This is a genomic window from Spirosoma sp. KNUC1025 (assembly GCF_045160025.1).
Lineage (GTDB): Bacteria > Bacteroidota > Bacteroidia > Cytophagales > Spirosomataceae > Spirosoma.
This window is the reverse complement of sequence record NZ_CP087139.1, coordinates 3,234,878-3,255,518: the sequence shown is the minus strand read 5'-3', so window position 1 is coordinate 3,255,518 and position 20,641 is coordinate 3,234,878. Positions and strand designations below refer to the sequence as shown.

The window sequence follows — 20,641 nt, the reverse complement described above, 5'->3', positions numbered from 1 at the left end:
CGTAGTTCGGTGATGTCGGGAGTGGTGTCGGTTTTGAGAAACCGACACCACGTATCACTCCAGAACCGCCCCTACTAAATCAAGGAGATATCACGTCTTGCGCGGTAGTTAGTATTTTATTACGCGGAGGAAGCAGGTCTCAATGGCTTTGATCAGTTCATTGTATCCCCCGAACGAAATGGGCTTTTTGATGTAAGAGTTAGCACCCTTTTTGTAGGCGGCCTCCACCTGATCGGGATTGTCGCTGGTCGACATGATGACCGTTGGCGTGTATTTCAGAGCCGGACTGGATCGAATTTTGTCGAGCACTTCAAATCCATTCATCACCGGCATGTTAATGTCAATCAGAACCAGATTGAAACTTGATCGACCAGCTTGGTCAGCAAGCTGCCTGAGCGCCTGCGGTAAAGACGGCAAACTTCAGGCTCGACGAACCACTGTTCAGTGCGAGCACCTGAGAAGAGATTCCACTCAATCTATGGCTCATAAATCCGGCAAATGATAGTCACAGTTAGGGCTTGTCGCCAAAGGTCAGGAATAGATTTCTGAAACGGTATGACTTTACTCAGCCTGTGAGCTATTTATAAATACAAGCCCGGCAATAATCGACCAGCCAACGGCCATTTCTAAACAAATAACCAACCCAGGAAACCCAGGCTGGTTACTAATCATGCAACTTGGGTACGGTTAAGCAGTTATTACTCCATTTTCTGGTAGATGTTCCTGCTCCAGATAGATCAAATCAATACGCCTGGTACGGGCGATCTGCTTTATAGCTTCACAAGTGGATGTCACCAACCCTTTGGTAAGTCGTTTTGAGAGTCGTAGCGTTGAGCCGGTTGTTTTCATGGATGTAACCTCGTACCCGAACGGCCAGGTGCACCGTTTCGGAAGTAAGCGTTTGCGTAATACGAAAACTCAGGACGCTGTTATTTTTGGAAAGTTTGACAAATTCGCAGGTTTATACACAAGCCATACATAAATCCCCCACAACGTTATGAGCATGCCAGTGTAGGTAGCCAGTTGCGGCACATCCAGATCAGCCAGAAAGACGACATCCATCAGACCATGAAACAGCGCACAGGCCAGTACGTTACCACGAGATGAGTTAAAGAGCCAGGTAAACAGCAAACCACCCGTAAACAGACTGAACAACCAGCCGATTATCCCGCCTATGTCCATCTGTCGATAGCCGCCTAAGGGATTCAGGAAGAGAGGCCAGTGCCAGATCGCCCAGAATCCGACAATAATCAGGTTTGCCGTAAACGCCGAATGCTGCCGTTGCAAACGTGGCAAAACAAAGCCCCGCCATCCCACTTCTTCGCCCAGACCAAAGAAAAAAATGGTATAGAGTATGTAAACGGCTGGTGAAAGGAAGCCAAATTCAGCCGACGAAAACAGGTGTTGCCAATCGGGGAAATGCCGTTGTGTTATACAAACAAAACTGATCATCAATACCAGAATCAGGACGGGAGCCAGTATGCCCACACTCAGCCAGCGTACCATCCGACGTATCGACGTTGTCTGTCCGCCTAGCTGACGTAATCCTTTCGGTCCCTGTTCACGATAAATGAGAATGACCGCAGCCAGCATAGGCCCCAGACTACCCAGCAGATGAACGTAGGGCAGCTGATTTACAGGAACTTCCATAGGCAGATAGTAAGGCGACCAGATGAGCCACGAGATGGCATAGGCCAGCCCGAAAAACTGAACAAGCTGCCTGATTATGGATAAAGACGGCGCTACGGTATTCACGATTCCGGCATCAAACAGTTAGACAATTGCCAGAAGTGGAATATCCGTCAGGCGGGCCATGCGCTGGGTTTCACCCTCCGCAAACAACTTCCAGAGCCAGGTTCGGGTCTGCGGCAGCATCATAATCAGGTCGGCCTTATTTGTATGCGCGAAGTCGAGCAGTGTCGTATAAACAGTCTCACCCGCTACGATACTCAGGGTATGAGGTTGGGGCACCAGTAGCCGACGTACATGCTCAGCCCGCTCTTTCAGAATCGGGTCGTCTGGAGTTTCGCTGACACACAATACGTTGATCACACAGTCGAAGTGACGGGTAAAGATAAGCGCGGTTTCCAGAGCTACTACGTTGGGCGGTTCGGCCAGATCAATACACAGCACGATGTTTTTAATGTGGGCATAGCCTATGCCCGGCGGTATGAGCAACAGCGGTACGTTGGTGTCAGCCACCATGCCCGTAGCAATGCTCCCCAGCAATTGAGCACTCTGGGGCGCGGTTCCTACCGTCGACATAATCAGCAAATCAGCCCGTTCGGCTTTTGTCAGGTCTCGAATGGCGTTCATCGTGTGGCCTTCCCGGGCTATGCATTGAATGGGCTCATCGGTCTGAATGTCAGCTCGAATCTCGTCGGCCAGGTGATTCAGCGCCTTTTCACTATTTTCCTGCATCGTCTTGATCGAAAGCGGGAAATCTCCGGTTTTTGCCGGGTTATCGGGCCAGAGATGAAACGCATGAAACAGAATGAGTCGGGCTTTTTGCTCTTTTGCTAGATGTGCTGCGAAATAAGCTGCCTGCCGGGCATTGCTGGAAAAGTCGGTGGCAAGAACAAGCGTTTTCATACGTATCGTTTTTATAGAAAAAAGGTCTGCTACAGCGTAATGCCGAAGTTTTATGCTGTAAAACAATCGAAAACAGCCGACTGCCAGTATGATGGCAATCAGGCTCTTGTCTGATTTTTATGAGAATTTCCTGGCCAATTAGGCTTCATCCAACACCGATTCTGTCAATAGTCCGACAGAAAGTAATACATTTCCTGCTTCTTTGAGTGATTGAGTTTTCCGACAGGATTAACAAGCTCTCAGTACGTAGTAACTGGCTCTCCAACAAATACCAACTGTTAAAAATCATCCAGGAATAACCCGTGAAAAAAATAATTCTGATCTGCCTACTGCTGTCCAGCCGACTGGCTTCTGCCCAGCAAAGCCCCGACATACGCCAGGTACGCTGGGGCTTCTCACCCGCGCAGGTGAAACAGGCCGAAACCATAAAACCCAGCTCAACACGTAGCGAAAAAATCATCTATGCACGCGTACCGCTGGTCAATCGAACGGTTGGCCTGGAGTACACGTTCAATGGCGACTCCCTGCTCTCAGCCTCTTACTACTATTATACAACCGCAGTGATTACGCAGGCCGACGTAACAACGGCCGCCGGAGAGTTGAAAGCGTTACTCACGGAAAAGTATGGTCCCGGAAAAACAGCGAATGTCGGTGAGATTCAAAACACTGTCTGGCTGACACCCCGAACCCAGGTTAATCTTTCGCTGGGCAACGTCGATAAAGGATGGTCACTGGAGATCGTCTATTTATGCCGCGTTTGCTCGGGCGAACCAGTGCCACCGGCTGCCAACACCTGGAGACCTCGTAAGGAGGTTAAAGATTTGTAAAGGGGGCGTAGTAGCTACGCTTTGAGCATTAGACCGTTACGTGATCAGGATCGGAAGCCGGTTAAACAACGAATTATAGTCTCTAACTTCTCAATTACTCACCCACAGCTAATACAAGTCCATTCTTTTAATAATATATACGTATTATATTTTTACGACTTTTATGTTTTATTTGCAACATAAACGACGTAAGACTATGAACTACCAAGCTGAACTGGACCAGGCTGCCCCGAATGCACAAACCTACCGACTTCTCCTGTTTGATAATCAGAACCAGCCAATTGGGTATGCCAGAGGTGAGTTTCGGCAGTACGCTATGTGGTACGACGGACAACTTCATTTCTTCCTGTATGAGTTGGTTGTGTCTGATCAGACGCATCGTCAGCAAGGTTTGGGAAACCAGCTTTTGAAAGCTGTAGAAGCCTTTGCCCGCACAAAAGGCGCTTGCTGGATCAGGGGGCAAATGGGGCAAAAAACAAGTAGCTATACCGATAACGCAACGGACGAAACAGCGGCAACTAATTTTTGGGGAAATAATGGCTACGGTATCAAACGAGAAATTTACGACGACTCGATCCGATTCTGGAAACCGCTCCAGCGTACCCGGCAGCCTGGGCAGATGACGGCCGCCAAATTTGCCTGAAGCCTGTCCATTTTGCCGTAAACTTGATTCCAGTATCTTTCGTGACCAGAGCGATTGAATACATGAATAACTCCTTACAGCAAGGCATTCAGCCCGTTTTCCCGGAAGATTACCCCAGGTTACTGGAAATATGGGAGGCCTCCGTTCGGGCAACACACCATTTTTTGTCAGAGACGGATATTCAGTCTTTGAAGCCCTTGGTCCGCGACCATGCTTTTGATGCCGTGTCGCTTTTTTGTATGCGCGATGCTGATCATCAACCCGTGGGCTTCATCGGTACACACGAAGGCAAAATCGAAATGCTGTTCATAGACCCTCTCTGGCGTGGGAAAAAAGTGGGACGCCAATTGATGGCCTATGCGATTGATACGGTAGGGGCTACAACGGTCGATGTGAATGAGCAGAACGAACAGGCGGTTGGGTTTTATGAAAAACTAGGTTTTCAGTCGATAGGTCGCTCAGCCCTTGATGGTCAGGGGAATCCGTTTCCGCTATTACATATGGAGCTTCGGCGATTCTAGCGAAAATTATTCTTATTTTTTCGATAAGCTTTTCGAGAAAAACGGCAGCATTTTCTGTTCAATACGTTCGGCAATACGGTTTATGTGATCGCCTTCGTACTCCTCGTAGGTATGCGCAATCTGATAATTGGTTAGTACCTGATCCAGCACTTTGATACTGGCGGCTATACTCTGATCCCGATTGCCCGCATCGAATGCGACGCTATTGAGTTGTTTGAGGTTGGAAATGTACTGGTCAATCATCGCTAAAGGTGCATTCGCCGTCCATTTTGACGTAACGAGCGGCTGTGGCTGACCGTTTTCAATAGGAAGGTCTATGAAAAATGGAGGCTTCTGCGGATTGGGCGACCAGGCAGCGGCTGAGGCAAAAAGAGCCTGCGTTCCGAAATCCGCTTTCACAACATCATCGGGGGTTTTTACCGCTTCAATTTTGGCAATGGCTTCCGGGCTGAACGTTCGGCCGGTGCTGGGCGTCATGCAGCATGGACTAAGCAAATACAGACTGGAAAATATCTCCGGATGTTTCTGACCAATCCGTATGGCACCATAGCCCCCCATCGAGTGGCCCGCCAGACCCCGGCTTGACGCTTTAGGAATGGTGCGATAGTGCTGATCCATGTAGGCGACCAGCTCTTTGGCTACGTAATCCTCCCAATTGCCCGTGGTCGACGAGTTGGAATACATACTGCCCCGAAAGCGGGTATAGGCATTAGGCGTAACGATAATCATTTCCTGTGCCTGTCCGCCCGTAAACACCTTATCGACCACATCGGGTAGGTTAATCCAATGCTTGGTTACGCCATACCACTGCGCGTCGCTATCAGTAAAACCATGCAAAAAATAAACGACCGGATACCGGCGCTTTGTGTCGGTCTTGTAGCTGGGCGGCAGATAGATCGATACATCGCGGTCGGGCGAATCCCCTTCCAGGTTTCCTTCCAGCCCTTTGCCATGCACCTTGATACGTTCCACTGTGCCTTTTAGCGTCGATTGGCCATACGTCAGGGCGAATGAACTTACGACAACAAGTCCGGCCAGGACGTACCGGAACAAACAGTTGGCAGACAGGCTTCCATTTTGATTCATGGCTGATACGTTAACAGTAGAAACAATTCCGTTTAGCTGTCAGTCAAAAGGGGCTGAAGTGGCGTATCTAACCCTGCGAATCTGAATTTGGGGCATTTATTATTGTCCAGCAGCGGTAAATCCTCAAAGGTCAATATCAGAATCCGACCGAATCAGGGCCGCCAGCTTTTTAGGGGCCACTTCACAGTAGGCTGCATTCAGGGCATCCCGTAAGGTTTCGGGTTCCACTTTCCCCAGGTTCACCAGCGTCCAGCCCTGTTTCCCCCATTTGTTCGGTACGGGATAAATAACGGTTTTATCGAAGGCTGAGAACAAATCCTGATCGAGTTCCGACAGCTTCAGGCAAGCTCGATTTTCTTTGGCATTAAGGGTAGCTACGATCTTCTTCGCCACCTTAAACGACCTTTTATCGGCGTGGGGCTGCTCAGTTATTTCAGGCAGCGAAAGGACCATTTGCCGGAACGTTTCAATCTCAACCATGGTGGAATGGGCTTTGTGGGCCTAAAAATACACAGGCTTAGGCGCATATAATGGTAATCATTTATTGGATCCATTAAACCGGCTATATCGTCTACGTAACTCTTGAAAAAGTCGATACAGCTGTGAATCAGCTTCTAAAATTGGTTATTTCAGATTAGCGCCGTAAAACTGGGTAAAAAACCGATGACCCTCAGTCCAGCCTTTTTAGATGTGCTTATGAGCTATAGTTGGAAGGGAAACATTCGGGAGCTAAGAAACGTCATTGAACGGGCCGTCATTCTGGCCGACGGACCTACCTTATTGCCTGAGTCCTTGCCACTGGATGTGCAATCATCGGCGAATACCATTACAAGTTCAGCATCTGACCTGGAGACCGTCGAGAAAAAGCATATTGCCCAAATCATGCATTATACGCACGGCAACAAAGCGAAAACGGCTCGATTGCTCGGAATTGGTTTGAGTACCTTGTATCGAAAAATAGAGCAATATCAATTGATAACGACAACGGCCATTCTCATTTCAGCAGCTAAAGCCATCTACTGCTGTTGACGGAATTACTAGGGTATACGCTGTCTTTTATGCTCTCCATCGCTTCATCCTGTAGAGCCGATCTCAGAACGCTTCAACAGTTGCGTCAATCGATAAGCCCTTTATCCCTTTTAATTGAGTAACCCAAACCTTCATTTTTGCAAAGATGAACTTGTGACTTACTGCCGATAACCCTACCTAAGAACCTTACCAAAATGAGAAAAACCTTACCAAAATGGTAAGGTTTTTTGTTTCCCCCGTCTTCTTCTACGTCCTCTACTCTAAATTAGACTACTGATAGTCAGGTACTTAATTACTACGCCAACTGATATAAAAAAGTTTGGTCAAGTTTTTGGCATAGTGTGGTAAACTAAACAGTATTACTCAAAAACTATGGGTACGCTTCTGCTTCTGATTGGTTCGGCACTTGGCTGCATTGTCTTCTTCTATAAAGCCATTGAGTGGTTCGAACGCATCTAAATAAACACTACTGACCATGATTACTCTCGTCTTTATTATCGCGTTGCTGGTTTTCGCCTACATGCTCTACGTGTTAATTAAACCAGAAAAGTTTTAACCTATTTTTAGCTACACAATGACAACTGAATGGATGGGTGTTATCGTTATGTACGGCCTGACGGTCCTGCTGGCGATTCCACTGGGCAAGTTTCTTGCTAAAGTGTTTAAAAATGAACCCAACGCGTTTGATTTTATGAAACCGTTGGAGAGGCTTATTTATCGCTTGGGGGAATCGATCCTACCCGAGATATGGGCTGGAAAGAGAACTTAGTCGCCTTGCTTACGATTAATGCGCTTTGGCTGGTTTACGCCTTTGTCCTACTAGTCACGCAGGGAAGTCTGCCTTTCAATCCAGATGGGAATCCTTCTCAAACGCCTGACCTGGCTTTCAATACGGCCATCAGCTTTGTAGTTAACTGTAATTTACAGCACTATTCCGGCGAATCGGGCGCAACATATCTGACGCAGTTAGCGGTACTGATGTTCCTCCAGTTCGTCTCGGCTGCTACGGGTATTGCGGCAGCGGTATTGCTGTTCCGTTCGTTTTTACCGCAAATGACTGACACAGTAGGCAATTTTTACGTGCTGTTCGTCAAATCAATCACGCGGTTGCTCTTACCACTTAGCCTGGTAATGGCCACTATACTTGCTTTCAGTGGAACCCCCGCCAGTTTTGATGGAAAGGACTCCATCGTGACAATGCAGGGAGACACGGTGGGCGTATCCAGAGGCCCGGCTGCTGGTTTTATTGCCATTAAGCACCTGGGTACCAATGGTGGGGGCTGGTTTGGTGCGAACTCAGCACACCCACTGGAAAACCCAAATTACCTGACGAATATGGTGGAAATGATCGCTCAGATGATCATCCCCATTGCCATGATCTTCGCGTTAGGCTTCTTCATCAACCGAAAACGCTTTGCCTGGATGATTTATGGCGTGATGACAATTGGTTTTTTCCTGCTGGTTATTCCTACAATCGTCACTGAACTAGGTGGCAGTCCGGCTATCGCTCAATTGGGTGTGGGCCAACCATCAGGTGCTATGGAAGGGAAAGAAGTCAGGTTTGGTCCGCTGGCTTCTGCCTACTGGAGCATCGCCACAACGATCATTTCAACGGGATCGGTCAATTCCATGCACGACTCCTCAATGGCCCTTTCTGGCGTAATGGAACTGCTGGGCATGATGGTGAACGCCTTTTATGGGGGCGTAGGTGCTGGCCTGCTCAATTTCTATTTCTTCCTGATTATTGCCGTCTTCATTTCGGGCTTGATGGTTGGACGAACACCCGAACTCTTTGGTCGGAAAGTAGAAGCGCGGGAGATCAAGATTGCTTCATTGGTAGCCCTGTTGAGTGCGCTACTCGTAAAAGGGGGTACTGCTTTAGCCGCCTGGATTTTTATGCACTATGGCGATGCTGACTGGGCAGTTAAACCATCTGCCTGGCTGAATAATCCTGGTTTTCACGGTTTTACTGAAATACTGTATGAGATGACCTCATCCAATGCAAACAACGGATCGGGCTTTGAAGGCCTGGGGGATAACAATTTCTTCTGGAACTTCTCTACGGGTATCGTTCTGATTTTGGGTCGGTTTATTCCCATCATTGGTCCAGTCGCTATTGCAGGCTTGCTGGCCCGTAAAAAGTATGTTCCCGAATCTTCGGGTACGCTACCAGTCGATACGGCGACGTTTGGGCTGATGATTTTTGCCGTCATTTTCATTCTTACGGCTTTATCGTTCTTCCCGGCATTAGCCTTAGGGCCGCTGGCCGAATATTTCTCACTTAACTAAAATTAGTTATGCCGGGGGATCGGTGTAACACCTACATAAATACTGAAATGGCAAAGCAATCTTCTTCCCCTAGCCTGTTCCAACGGGAACTTGTTGGAACAGCAATTCGGGAGTCATTTGTTAAACTGAATCCGGCTATTTTGATTAAAAACCCGGTCATGTTTACCGTCGAAATTGGCACGCTAATTATGGTGCTGGTAACGGCTTTCATCGCCTTCTCAGGCGATACTACGCAGGGGTCATTGACCTACAATATCGTTATTACACTGATTCTGCTTATCACGGTTTTGTTCGCCAACTTCGCCGAAGCCATTGCCGAAGCCCGAGGGAAGGCACAAGCCGAGTCACTCCGGAAGACTCGCCAGGATACACCCGCTAAAGTCATTCGGCCTGTTGGGAATATGAAGCTGGACGAAGTGCATACCATCTCATCCGCGCAACTTAAAAAAGGTGACGTATTCATCTGCGAACCCGGTGACATTATTCCGTCCGATGGCGAAATCATCGAAGGCCTGGCGACCATTGATGAATCGGCCATTACGGGTGAATCGGCTCCCGTAATTCGCGAGGCAGGTGGTGATAAATCATCAGTAACGGGTGGTACGAAAGTACTATCGGACAAGATTAAGGTGATGGTTACCACGCAGCCCGGTGAATCGTTTCTGGATAAAATGATTGCCCTGGTGGAGGGAGCTACCCGACAGAAAACACCGAATGAAATTGCGTTGACGATTCTGCTGGCTGGCTTCACACTCATTTTCATTATTGTCTGCGTAGCGCTGAAACCCTTTGCTGATTATGCCAACACACCGATTACGATAGCTGCGCTGATCTCGCTGTTTGTTTGTCTGATTCCTACGACTATCGGGGGCTTATTATCGGCCATCGGGATTGCCGGTATGGACCGGGCTTTACGGGCTAATGTGATTGCAAAATCGGGACGAGCCGTTGAAACAGCAGGTGATATTGATACGTTGCTGCTCGATAAAACGGGAACCATCACCATTGGTAACCGGAAAGCGACCAACTTTTACCCCGCCCCCAGTATTAAACAAGCGGATATGGTCCGTATTTCGGCCCTTAGCTCGCTGGCCGACGACACGCCAGAAGGTAAATCAATCGTTGAACTGGCTGGTAATGATGTCACTCGAAATTTGAACACGAATGGATCAAAGCTGATTAAGTTCACCGCCGAAACCCGTTCATCCGGTATCGATCTACCTACGGGTGAGCGGATTCGCAAAGGTGCCACGGACGCCATCCGTACCATTGTCGAGCGGGCGGGCAATAGCTTCCCCCTGAAACGGATAAAAAAGCCAAGGAAATTGCTGCTAACGGCGGTACGCCCCTGGTCGTTATCCAAAACGAAGAAGTGAAGGGGGTTATCGAATTGCAGGATATTATCAAACCGGGCATTGCCGAACGTTTCGAGCGGCTTCGCAAAATGGGCGTGAAAACAGTAATGGTCACCGGTGACAACCCGCTGACGGCTAAATTTATTGCGGAAAAAGCGGGCGTTGATGATTACATCGCCGAAGCCAAACCGGAGGATAAAATGCAGTACATCCGTACCGAGCAAACCGGCGGTAAACTGGTGGCCATGATGGGTGATGGCACCAACGATGCACCCGCTCTGGCCCAGGCCGATGTAGGCGTAGCCATGAACTCAGGAACGCAGGCAGCTAAAGAAGCCGGTAACATGGTGGATTTGGATAACGACCCAACTAAACTCATTGAGGTCGTGGAAATTGGGAAACAGTTGCTGATCACGCGTGGTACGTTGACGACATTCAGTATCGCCAACGACGTAGCGAAATATTTTGCCATCGTACCAGCTCTTTTTACAATTTCGATTCCAGCTTTGCAGGCCCTTAACATCATGAGATTGCATTCGCCCGAATCAGCCATTCTATCGGCCGTGATTTTCAACGCCATCATTATTCCGATGCTGATTCCGCTGGCCCTGCGTGGAGTAGAATATAAACCGATTGGGGCTAGTGCGCTGCTACGTCGGAACTTATTGCTCTACGGTGTGGGTGGTATTGTTGCCCCGTTTATCGGGATCAAGTTGATTGACCTGCTAGTCGGTTTATTCGTTTAATATCAATTTCGAGCGGTACGTATATAGCGGTACGTTAAAAATAATAAAAATCATGAAAACCCATATTGGACCAGCCATTCGCCTGACACTTGTGATGCTGGTATTGTTAGTCATTATTTATCCACTGGTCGTGGCAGGCATTGCTAAATTAGCCCCTGGTGCCGGAAAAGGAGAAACGGTTACAGTCAACGGTAAAGTGGTTGGCTATAAATTAATTGGTCAGAAATTTACCGAAGATCGGTATTTCAATAGCCGTCCTTCGGCGGTGGATTACAACGCAGCCGGATCAGCCGGTTCGAATAAAGGCCCTTCAAACCCCGAATATCTGAAAACCGTCCAAGCGCGTATCGATACGTTCCTGGTTCATAATCCTGGTATCAAGAAAGCCGATATTCCAGCCGAACTCGTAACCGCTTCTGGCTCTGGATTAGACCCCGATTTATCACCGGCTGGCGCTAAAATTCAGGTGGCCAGGATTGCCAAAATACGCAATTTGCCCGCTGAGCGACTGAACCAATTGGTTGATGAGCATACCGAGGGCCCGCTGCTGGGTATTTTTGGCCCGTCCAAAGTGAATGTGCTCGCCTTAAACGTAGCACTCGACCAGGCAAAATAATCCGTTGCTGGTTAGTCCGGTTGACACCTGGACTAACCGGTTCATCGATCAGACACCAGTATGATAACGCAGTATATAGGGCTTGGGCTCTTGTTTGGCCTGGCCGTTGGGTTAGCCATCGGCGTTGGATGGTATATGAATCGCGTGTTCAAAGGTGAGAAAACGGCTTTAGATTTTCTTGCTCCTCTCGACCGACTTCTTTACCGATTGGGCGGCATTGACCCGACTCAACCAATGACCTGGCGACAATACGTGGTAGCCATGCTGACCATCAATAGCTTGTGGCTGGTGTACGGGCTCATCGTTCTACGGGTGCAGTCAGCCATTCCGCTCTGGAACCAGGCCGAATCCACGGCGGGAAATATTCCGTCGATGGAATGGACACTGGCCATCAATACAGCGATTAGCTTCCTCACCAGCACGAATCTACAGCACTATTCCGGAGAAAGTGGCGCTACCTACTTCACCCAGATGGCAGTACTGACTTTCCTCCAATTCGTTTCGGCAGGAACGAGCCTGGCCGTTGGGGTTGCCGTGGTGCGGTCGTTGCAGGCGAAAACCAGTTCGAGTGTCGGTAATTTCTATCAGGACTTTGTGCTGTCGATTACCCGAATATTTTTGCCCATATCTCTGCTCAGTGCAGTACTGCTGACGTTCACGGGCGTTCCGATGACCTTTGAACCGTATCAGATCGTTAAAACACTGGAAGAAGTTGAGCAGACGGTGACAACCGGACCGGTAGCCGCTATGCTGTCAATCAAGCATTTGGGCTCCAACGGGGTGGATTTTACGGTGCGAATACCGCGCATCCGTTTGAGAACCCCAATTTTGCCAGCTACATCATCAACCTGATTGATGTATTTGTGCTGCCTATGGGGTTTGTTGTTTTGCTGGGCTATTTTCTGAACCGCCGAAAATTGGCCGTCATCCTGTTTACGATCATGACGGGCTGCTGGCTGGCCTTAACCATCCCGACGATACAACAGGAATTGGGTGGGAACGTAACGATTAGTCAGATGGGTATTGACCAATCGACGGGGAGTCTGGAAGGGAAAGAGATGCGATTTGGCACGCTGGCGTCGGCTTTCTGGTGCGGGGTAAACATTGTCATTCCAGCCGGTACGCTGACATCCATGCATGATAGTTACACGCCCCTGTCTGGCATATTTATGCTACTAGGGATGCAACTGGATGCGTTTTATGGTGGGGTTGGCACGGGTTTTCTGTATATGTTTCTGTACATCATACTGGCTATTTTTATTGGTAGCCTGATGATTGGCCGAACGCCTGAATTACTGGGCAAAAAAGTAAGCATACCAGAGATACAGATCGCCACCTTCGTCATTGTTATTCTGCCCTTTTTGTATTTAGCAGCAACGGCAATAGCGGTGGTCATTCAGGATGCTAATCCAGACATCGGCTGGCTGAGTAACGGGAACGCCCGCCCGGCCGGTTATCATGGTTTTACAACCATGCTCTATGAGTATGTTTCTTCCGCGGCTGGCAATGGGTCAGGTTTTGAGGGGCTTAGCGATAATACACCCTTTTGGAATCTGTCCACAGCAGTTGTGATGCTGCTAGGTCGGTTTATTCCCATCATCGGACCGCTGGCCATCGGTGGCCTCTTGTTTGAAAAGCACTATACCCCGCCTACTGCAGGCGTGTTGCCTACTGAATCGTGGCCATTTGGACTACTGCTGACAGCAATCATCCTCATCATTGGGGCATTAAGCTCCTTCCCGGCTCTGGCAATTGGGCCAATCGCTGAGTTCTTAACCCAGGGGTAGAAGCCCTGATTTTTCAATATTCATACCTGACCCACGATCGGGTGCATCGGGAATTATTCATAACGTGAGTACAACAAAACAATAACTATGAAAACTATTTTTACAACATCAGCCTTAGTCGCTGGTGTATTGTCCACTTCGCTGGCCCAGATAACAGACACAACAACAACCTCTGCCCCTACACAAGCACGGTCCGAGGTCTCGCGGTCCGACGTCTCGGCTACGACCGCAGCGCCCAGTTCGGGACTAACTGTGTCAGGTTATATCGAAGCCTATTATAGTCACGATTTCACTGCGCCAAAAACGGCCCAGGAACGCCCAGGTTTTATTTATAACCATAAGCGTAACCGGGAAGTCAACGTTAATCTGGCGTTCATCAAAGGCGCTTATGTAGGCGAGCGGGTACGGGCAAACCTGGCCCTTCAGGTCGGTACGTATGCGCAATACAACTACGCAGCTGAGCAGGATCTAGTGAAGAACATTTATGAGGCTAATGCGGGCGTGAAACTTAGTGGCCAGAAAGACCTCTGGTTGGACGCGGGAATTTTCTCCTCGCATATTGGTTTTGAAAGTGCGATTTCCAAAGATTGCTGGACGCTGACCCGAAGTATTCTTGCTGAAAACTCACCGTATTATCTGTCTGGCGCCAAGCTAACGTATAATACGTCGAATGGCAAATGGACACTGTTAGGTTCGGTGTTAAATGGCTGGCAGCGAGTAGCCAAACTACCGGGTTACAGTGGTCCATCCGTTAGTACCCAGGTTCAGTTTCGCCCCTCTTCCAAACTTACGCTCAACTGGAGTGCATTCATCGGCTCAGATCGGCCGGACTCGCTCAAGCAGGGCCGGTTCTTCAATAACTTCTACGCCATCATTAATCCAACTGGTAAGTTTGGCGTTATTCTAGGCTTTGATATTGGCTCTGGACCGGAAGCCTATTGTGAGCGGTGATCGTCGGGTGGGCAGTGGTTCGTATGTGTGGTATTCGCCAGTGGTTATTGCTCGTCTCGCAACGAGTGATAAAAGCTATCTGGCCGGCCGTATTGAATACTATGATGATAAAAATGGAGTCATCATTGCCACTGGCACGCCGAACGGATTCAAGACCTGGGGTTATTCGCTCAATTACGACTACGCTATTCTGCCCAATGCACTTTTCCGAATTGAGGGCAAAGTGTACAACAGCAGGGACGCCATTTTTGAAACAACTTCTGGTTTTGGGCGTAGCAATACGTCGCTAACGACCAGTTTGGCGATCTCTTTTTAATTCATTAAGTGAATAAACTAATCAGTAGTAAGCTTTCCGGAAAGCAGAAACGCTTACTACTGATAATACAACACCCGGTACCTAAACCCTGACCCTTTTGACCGTGCGAATCAAGCGAATTTATCAAATTCTGAGCGCAGTGCTGATCGTATTGCCAATGCTGGTTCTTTTGGGGAACTGGGAGCGGATACCCGATCAGTTGCCGCTTCATTTTGACCAGTTTGGGCAAGCCGATCAATTCGGTACGCGTCGCCAGTGGCTAACGAGTATTTCCTGGTCAATTCTGGTATTGAGTACCATACGAATTGTTTTCCTAAACTTGATGAGCCGCCAGCCAGGAATCGGGCGTTCGCAACTTGTCAAGCTATACTTATCGACAGCGTTACTCATGATGGGGGCTTCGATACTTTTAATCGGTCAAGGCGTCTGGCAAAGGCCCCTGTACCAGGAATGGTTACCGATTCTTTTCTTTCTATTTGGCAGTAGCTTTGTGTATTACGGTGTTCCTGCCGAACTGTTCATTGAACCGCTTAAACCAAACCAGACTAACCAATCCTTCATCCGACAATTGGCGATTCGTCAGCGGGTGCATAGTCTAACGCGTTTGGTGACCATACGAGTCAACCTACTAACCGTTCTGGTCATGTTGTTTGTCCGGGGACAAGATCGCTGGTCAGTGGGCATTCTGGCTAATTTGCTGGTCTATGTATTCATTGCCGGGTATTCATTTTATCTGCGTCGACACCTTAATGAAGTTTAGCAACCATACGGTTTTAACGATACGTCCCCATGACTGATGAACGCGACCAATCGGCTGACCAATTTCTTCGGCTTATCCAGGAGTCCCGCCGGGTAAGTTTAAGATCTACATCGGTATGAGTGCTGGGGTAGGTAAATCCTACCGCATGCTCCAGGAAGCGCATGCGCTCCTGAGGAGCGGCATTGACGTTAAGATTGGCTTTATTGAAACCCACAACCGGGCTGAGACCCATGCCTTAATTGATGGTCTGCCCATCATTCCGCGTCGGAAGCTATTTTACAAAGGACGAGAGCTGGAAGAAATGGACGTTCAAGCCATTATTAATCAACATCCGGAATTGGCTATTGTGGATGAATTAGCCCATACCAATATTCCGGGGTCAAAAAATGAAAAACGCTGGCAGGACGTACTGGAAATTCTGGACGCCGGTATCAATGTCATTTCGGCGGTTAATATTCAGCACATTGAAAGTCTCTACGATGAAGTTCATGAAATTACCAGTATCGACGTAACCGAACGCGTACCGGATCGGGTACTGCATCTGGCCGACGAAGTAGTGAACATCGACTTAACCGCCGATGAGTTAATTACCCGACTGAAAGAAGGTAAAATCTACGACCAGGCCAAAGTAGCAACAGCGTTAACTAATTTTTTTCAGTCGGATAAGATACTACAACTCCGGGAGTTAGCTCTCCGAGAAGTGGCTACGGCCGTCGAACGTAAGATTGAGACGAGCCTCCCCATTAATTTAAAGGCCAAGCCCGAGCGGTTCATGGCCAGCATTAGCTCAAATCCCGAAATTGCTCGCCGAGTTATTCGCAAAACAGCACGATTAGCAGCCTATTACAATTCCCGCTGGTACGTACTCTACGTGCAAACACCCGCTGAAGATCCCGACCGCATCCGGCTGGATTTGCAACGTCACCTGATTAACAATTTCAAACTGGCGACGGAACTAGGTGCGGAAGTGATTCAGGCGAAGGGGTCTAATGTTGTCAACTGCATTATGGAAGAAGTTCAGAAACGAAACGTCACGACGGTCTGTATTGGAAAGCCTCATTTTAATCTGATTCAGATCATTCTACGCACGTTTGCCTTTAATCAACTGCTCACCAGACTTTCCGAGTCGGATACGGACCTGATTATTCTTTCCTGATATGACACTCAAAACCAAAGTATCGCTCTCATTTATCTTCCTGTCTGGTATCATTCTGGTACTGGGTGGATTAGGCGCCTATTATCTGAATCAACTGGCCGAGGATTCCAAAGCGATCCTGAAAGACAATTACATCTCACTGGAATTTGTCAGCAACATGCAAAAAGCCCTCACTACGCTCGATGATCCTGATGCGCTGACTGACTTTGAGACAAACTTAAAAAAACAGGAGGCCAACGTAACGGAAGTCGGTGAAGGGCAACCCACCCAGGCTGTTCGCCGGGAATTTATCCGGCTACGGGCGGGCGCTACCGATGCGCTGTTGATCAACCGCATCCGGCAGCATCTTTTTGCCATTGATGATGTGAACCGGCAGGCCATTATTCGCAAAAGTAAAATAGCCGAGCAAACGGCTAAAGACGCTCTGCTCTGGCTGGGATCGATTGGTACGTTTTGTTTCCTGATTGTTTTCTCGTTTGTCATCAATATACCCAGTTACATTGCGGGCCCTATCCGGGAGCTAACCCGAGGGATCAAACAGATTAGCAGTCGAAATTTTGAAGAGCGGCTGCATTTTCGCTCCAGCGATGAATTTGGCGAACTGGCCCGTTCGTTTAACTCCATGGCCCAAAAGCTGTATGAATTTGAACACTCGAACGTAGCCAAGATTCTATTTGAGAAAAAACGAATCGATACGCTGGTAGAGATCATGAGCGAAGGCATCATCGGATTGGACGAAAAACGTCGGATTCTATTCATCAATCCAGTTGCCGAACGGTTATTAGGCGTTGAGCGCCAAAAGCTAATTGGTCAATACGCGCCTGATGTAGCAACATCCAATGATCTATTTCGCTCGCTGATTCAGGATATTATGGTAGCGCCTGAGTTAGCCACAACGGAGGTGGTAGCCCAGTCACGACAAAACGAGACTGGAAACGGGCTGTTAAAAATTTACGACACTGGCCAAAATGGAAAAGGAAAGGAATGTTACTACAACAAAGAGATCCATGCCGTTGAAGTGACACCAACGGGTGAAACTCAGCCGATTCACGCAGGCTATGTGATTGTGTTACTGAACATTACGCCTTATAAAGAACTGGACTTGGCAAAAACCAATTTCATTGCCACCGTATCCCATGAATTAAAAACGCCTATTTCAGCCATCAAAATGAGTCTGAAGCTCTTAACTGACAAACGATTGGGAAGCTTAAATAACGAGCAGCAGGAAATGGTCACCCATGTCGAGGAAAATACGGATCGATTATTACGCTTAACCGGTGAACTGCTGAACATGGCTCAGGTCGAATCGGGCCAAATCCAGCTTCAAATCCAGGCGACTGATCCAGCCGAACTGGTACAGGTGGCCACCAATGCGCTTAAGACCCAGGCTGAGCAGAAAAAAATTCAATTTAAGCTAAACCTCTCCCCTAACCTGCCCACCGTAAAAGCCGACTCTGACAAAGCGTCCTGGGTACTGATTAATTTCCTGTCCAATGCCGTCCGGCATAGCCCGGACCAGTCGGCCATTGACATAACCGTCCAACAAGTGGAGGAACAGGTGGAATTCACGGTGCGGGATTACGGGCCAGGTCTGCGGGAGGAACACCGGGAGCGGGTCTTTGACCGCTATTTTAAAGCGCCTGGCCTCAACGGACCCTTTAGTGGAACGGGACTGGGACTTGCGATCTCCAGAGAATTTATTCAGTCGATGGGTGGGCAGATCGGATTACATCCCGACGTAACACCCGGAGCCGGGTTTTATTTTCGATTGGCAAATGCGTAAGCCTACGGTCAAATCTGCCTGGTCAGCCATAGCACTTAGGTAGGGTAATTTGATTACCTATCTACCCCTACCCATCATGTTTGTTTTATTTATCCTCTTTCCTTCATCCGTTCTAAGTCTGCTCCTAAAGCGGGCGGATTTACCTGATCCTCGTCGAATTATTCTCCAGCTTTTAATCGCCAGCTTTGTCGCCAGCGTTCTGCTGATCTATATTCTTCAATCGACTTTAAATGTTCTGATTTACACGGAATATTTACCCATTCTACTCTTTTTTTGGGGGCGGGTATCCTATATTTACCTAAGTTTGAATCAATTGGGCCGGTAAACTTCATAATTACCCGCATCTATAATCCCGACAAGGATACAGACGTCGACACTATCCAGGAGCCAAGCAATAAAATCGCCATCTTTTACAAACTGTCCAATATGTAGAGCGCGCCATATATTGATCTACTACTGGTGTACCAAGAGACGGATCAATACGGGTTAAGTTCTCCTTTTTATGGCCCTTTCTTGAAGAGGTAACCTACATCTGATTTGCTCAGCTTATCAGGGGATAAGGTGCCTTTTACGCCAAAAACGTTTTCAATATTTCTATCACCGCTTCAGGGGACTCATCTGGTGCATAATGGCCGCTACCGGGTATCAATTTGCCCTGCACATTTGTTAAACCGCTCTCCCGAAAACCGTTTATGTAGTCATCAAGATTTCCGTATTCACGTTCACCCCGCAGGTAAAGTACTGAGGTGGTAAGGGCTTTGCCTTTGGTGGCTTCGTTGTCTTTCTCGTCCTGCGCGAAGGTTCGGTACCACTCGAAACCCGTATGCAGGGCATCGTACGTGGCATAGGCTTCGGCATACGTACTGCGTGCCTGTTCCGAAATATTTTCAGGTTTAGCGGATATGGTGTTGAAGAAATAATCAAAAAAGGGCCGTTGCCGATCAGCTACCAGCGTTTCGGGCAGGTCGGGAATGGTATTGAACCGAAAGTGCCAGACATTCGGGTTTTGCTTCACTTGCGCCCACGGATCGATGCCGGGAACGGCTACGTTCATAATCACGGCTTTTGTCAGTTCATTGGGGTACGCGTGCAGATACGCATACGTAATCATGCCACCTACGTCGTGCCCTACCAGCGTTACCAGGTTCAGTTCCAGCGCGTCAATAACTCCTTTCACATAACCCGCTACGGTCTTTTTGTCGTTGGCAGCGATTTTTCCCGACTGACCAATGCCGGGCAGGTCCAAGGCAATCGTGAAAAAATCATCCCGGAGGCCCGCCATTATGGCTGCAAAGGACGCCCAGTTTTCGGGAAAGCCGTGCAGAAACAGTACGGCAGGTTTGTTTCTCTGGCCCGTTGTAATCACATGCAGCGAAACCCCTTTTATCATAAGCTGCTGGTGCTGAAACTCCGATTGTTGTTGTGTGTCAGTCATGATTATCGTTGAGCATTTGCTTATAAATCAGGTCGAAATCTTTTTTACCAATCTCAAAAAAGCCAACCCGGAACGGGTAGCCCCATGATTTTTTGTTCTGGATAAAGTCAAGCGTATTGATAAGCGGCAGAATCGATACGTCCTTGCCAAGAAAAAACGTTACGTTACGTCGGAACGGAGCAAAATCATCGGCCAGCTCGACCTGGTAAATGTCATCATCCCGCACCTGGCCAATAGCCGTAAATGACTGACATTTCTCATCGCGTTCGAGCACCTGTTTCGGCGAATAAAAAACAACCCAGTCATTGGGTTTTATCCGCAGCAACGGGGCTTTTTTGCCGTGGTTGGCCTGCATAAAGCCCCCCGCTACGCCCCGCATAACGTGATCTTTCGAAGCGACGGCAATCCAGTATCGTTGTGGGTCATTCATGGATGGTGTATTTTCCTGGTAACGTGTTGCTCACTCATAAACCGTTACAAAGCCACCCTTGTTGTGGCTCGAAGCCCTATCCAGCCGCTTTCGGAGTAGATCACTCCGATTTTTACAATGCTCACTCCCTCCTATTGGTTTGGGACTCCCAGAAAGTTTCCCTAATTTGATCTGTGTCGTCAATGAGTAATCGAAGGGTTATTTAGCACTTTATGCTATATCAAACCAGACTTTACCTAAACGCTCTAAGGATGCTCCCAAACTGGAATCATGTTCTTGTCAAATCAGGTCTGTCAATACGTCTGATTGTCCTGCTGGT

16 protein-coding genes and 5 pseudogenes are annotated in these 20,641 nt (G+C 48.3%); 14 read left to right on the top strand and 7 right to left on the bottom strand.

Annotated features, from left to right (window positions below; all coding sequences use genetic code 11):
• Positions 1-108: 108 nt before the first annotated feature.
• From LN737_RS14100 to LN737_RS14090, 3 genes are all read right to left on the bottom strand, one after another.
• The gene (locus tag LN737_RS14100) at positions 109-417 is read right to left on the bottom strand and encodes a response regulator (protein ID WP_405519831.1); all 309 of its coding nucleotides are present in this window, start codon (positions 415-417) and stop codon (positions 109-111) included.
• Positions 418-918: 501 nt separating this feature from the next.
• Positions 919-1,755, bottom strand: a complete 837-nt coding sequence (locus LN737_RS14095; RefSeq protein WP_405519829.1) for a CPBP family intramembrane glutamic endopeptidase — start codon at positions 1,753-1,755, stop codon at positions 919-921.
• 18 nt (positions 1,756-1,773) lie between these two features.
• Positions 1,774-2,592 (bottom strand): universal stress protein, encoded by an 819-nt coding sequence (locus LN737_RS14090; protein WP_405519828.1) that lies wholly within the window; start codon positions 2,590-2,592, stop codon positions 1,774-1,776.
• Between the two features lie 302 nt (positions 2,593-2,894).
• On the opposite strand from LN737_RS14090, the gene LN737_RS14085 reads away from it, so the two are divergent.
• From LN737_RS14085 to LN737_RS14075, 3 genes are all read left to right on the top strand, one after another.
• Positions 2,895-3,419, top strand: a complete 525-nt coding sequence (locus tag LN737_RS14085) for a hypothetical protein (RefSeq protein ID WP_405519826.1) — start codon at positions 2,895-2,897, stop codon at positions 3,417-3,419.
• Positions 3,420-3,615: 196 nt separating this feature from the next.
• Positions 3,616-4,062 (top strand): GNAT family N-acetyltransferase, encoded by a 447-nt coding sequence (locus LN737_RS14080; protein ID WP_405519824.1) that lies wholly within the window; start codon positions 3,616-3,618, stop codon positions 4,060-4,062.
• Positions 4,063-4,124: 62 nt separating this feature from the next.
• Positions 4,125-4,583 carry an acetyltransferase gene (locus tag LN737_RS14075; RefSeq protein ID WP_405519822.1) on the top strand — a complete coding sequence of 153 codons (459 nt, stop codon included), beginning with the start codon at positions 4,125-4,127 and terminating at the stop codon, positions 4,581-4,583.
• A 12-nt stretch (positions 4,584-4,595) separates the two neighbouring features.
• Here LN737_RS14075 and LN737_RS14070 read toward each other — a convergent pair whose 3' ends face one another.
• Together LN737_RS14070 and LN737_RS14065 are read right to left on the bottom strand one after the other, a co-directional pair.
• A complete protein-coding gene (locus tag LN737_RS14070; protein WP_405519821.1) occupies positions 4,596-5,669 on the bottom strand; it encodes an alpha/beta hydrolase family protein in 1,074 nt (357 codons plus the stop codon).
• Between the two features lie 123 nt (positions 5,670-5,792).
• Complete coding sequence (locus LN737_RS14065) at positions 5,793-6,149, bottom strand: MmcQ/YjbR family DNA-binding protein (RefSeq protein ID WP_405519819.1); 357 nt, start codon at positions 6,147-6,149, stop codon at positions 5,793-5,795.
• 183 nt (positions 6,150-6,332) lie between these two features.
• Between LN737_RS14065 and LN737_RS14060 the strand changes: the two genes are divergently transcribed.
• From LN737_RS14060 to LN737_RS14010, 11 genes and pseudogenes are all read left to right on the top strand, one after another.
• The gene (locus LN737_RS14060; RefSeq protein WP_405519817.1) at positions 6,333-6,698 is read left to right on the top strand and encodes a helix-turn-helix domain-containing protein; all 366 of its coding nucleotides are present in this window, start codon (positions 6,333-6,335) and stop codon (positions 6,696-6,698) included.
• A gap of 475 nt (positions 6,699-7,173) precedes the next feature.
• Positions 7,174-7,254 carry a potassium-transporting ATPase subunit F gene (locus LN737_RS14055; protein ID WP_080054258.1) on the top strand — a complete coding sequence of 27 codons (81 nt, stop codon included), beginning with the start codon at positions 7,174-7,176 and terminating at the stop codon, positions 7,252-7,254.
• 18 nt (positions 7,255-7,272) lie between these two features.
• Positions 7,273-8,987: pseudogene (gene kdpA, locus LN737_RS14050) on the top strand (potassium-transporting ATPase subunit KdpA).
• 47 nt (positions 8,988-9,034) lie between these two features.
• Positions 9,035-11,088 (top strand): annotated as a pseudogene (kdpB, locus tag LN737_RS14045) (potassium-transporting ATPase subunit KdpB).
• A 52-nt stretch (positions 11,089-11,140) separates the two neighbouring features.
• The gene (locus LN737_RS14040) at positions 11,141-11,704 is read left to right on the top strand and encodes a K(+)-transporting ATPase subunit C (RefSeq protein WP_405519815.1); all 564 of its coding nucleotides are present in this window, start codon (positions 11,141-11,143) and stop codon (positions 11,702-11,704) included.
• A gap of 60 nt (positions 11,705-11,764) precedes the next feature.
• A pseudogene (gene kdpA / locus LN737_RS14035) lies at positions 11,765-13,491 on the top strand (potassium-transporting ATPase subunit KdpA).
• A gap of 87 nt (positions 13,492-13,578) precedes the next feature.
• A pseudogene (locus LN737_RS14030) lies at positions 13,579-14,758 on the top strand (porin).
• 103 nt (positions 14,759-14,861) lie between these two features.
• Entirely contained in the window at positions 14,862-15,518 is a 657-nt protein-coding gene (locus LN737_RS14025) for a DUF1648 domain-containing protein (protein ID WP_405519813.1), read from the top strand.
• Positions 15,519-15,547: 29 nt separating this feature from the next.
• Positions 15,548-16,674: pseudogene (locus LN737_RS14020) on the top strand (sensor protein KdpD).
• Position 16,675: 1 nt separating this feature from the next.
• Positions 16,676-18,457 carry an ATP-binding protein gene (locus LN737_RS14015; RefSeq protein ID WP_405519811.1) on the top strand — a complete coding sequence of 594 codons (1,782 nt, stop codon included), beginning with the start codon at positions 16,676-16,678 and terminating at the stop codon, positions 18,455-18,457.
• 76 nt (positions 18,458-18,533) lie between these two features.
• On the top strand, positions 18,534-18,782 hold the full coding sequence (locus tag LN737_RS14010; protein WP_405519809.1) for a hypothetical protein: 249 nt from the start codon (positions 18,534-18,536) through the stop codon (positions 18,780-18,782).
• A gap of 243 nt (positions 18,783-19,025) precedes the next feature.
• Here LN737_RS14010 and LN737_RS14005 read toward each other — a convergent pair whose 3' ends face one another.
• Complete coding sequence (locus LN737_RS14005) at positions 19,026-19,892, bottom strand: alpha/beta fold hydrolase (protein ID WP_405519807.1); 867 nt, start codon at positions 19,890-19,892, stop codon at positions 19,026-19,028.
• A complete protein-coding gene (locus LN737_RS14000; protein ID WP_405519805.1) occupies positions 19,885-20,322 on the bottom strand; it encodes an EVE domain-containing protein in 438 nt (145 codons plus the stop codon). Before LN737_RS14000 ends, LN737_RS14005 begins: the two co-directional genes overlap by 8 nt.
• Positions 20,323-20,641 lie beyond the last annotated feature (319 nt).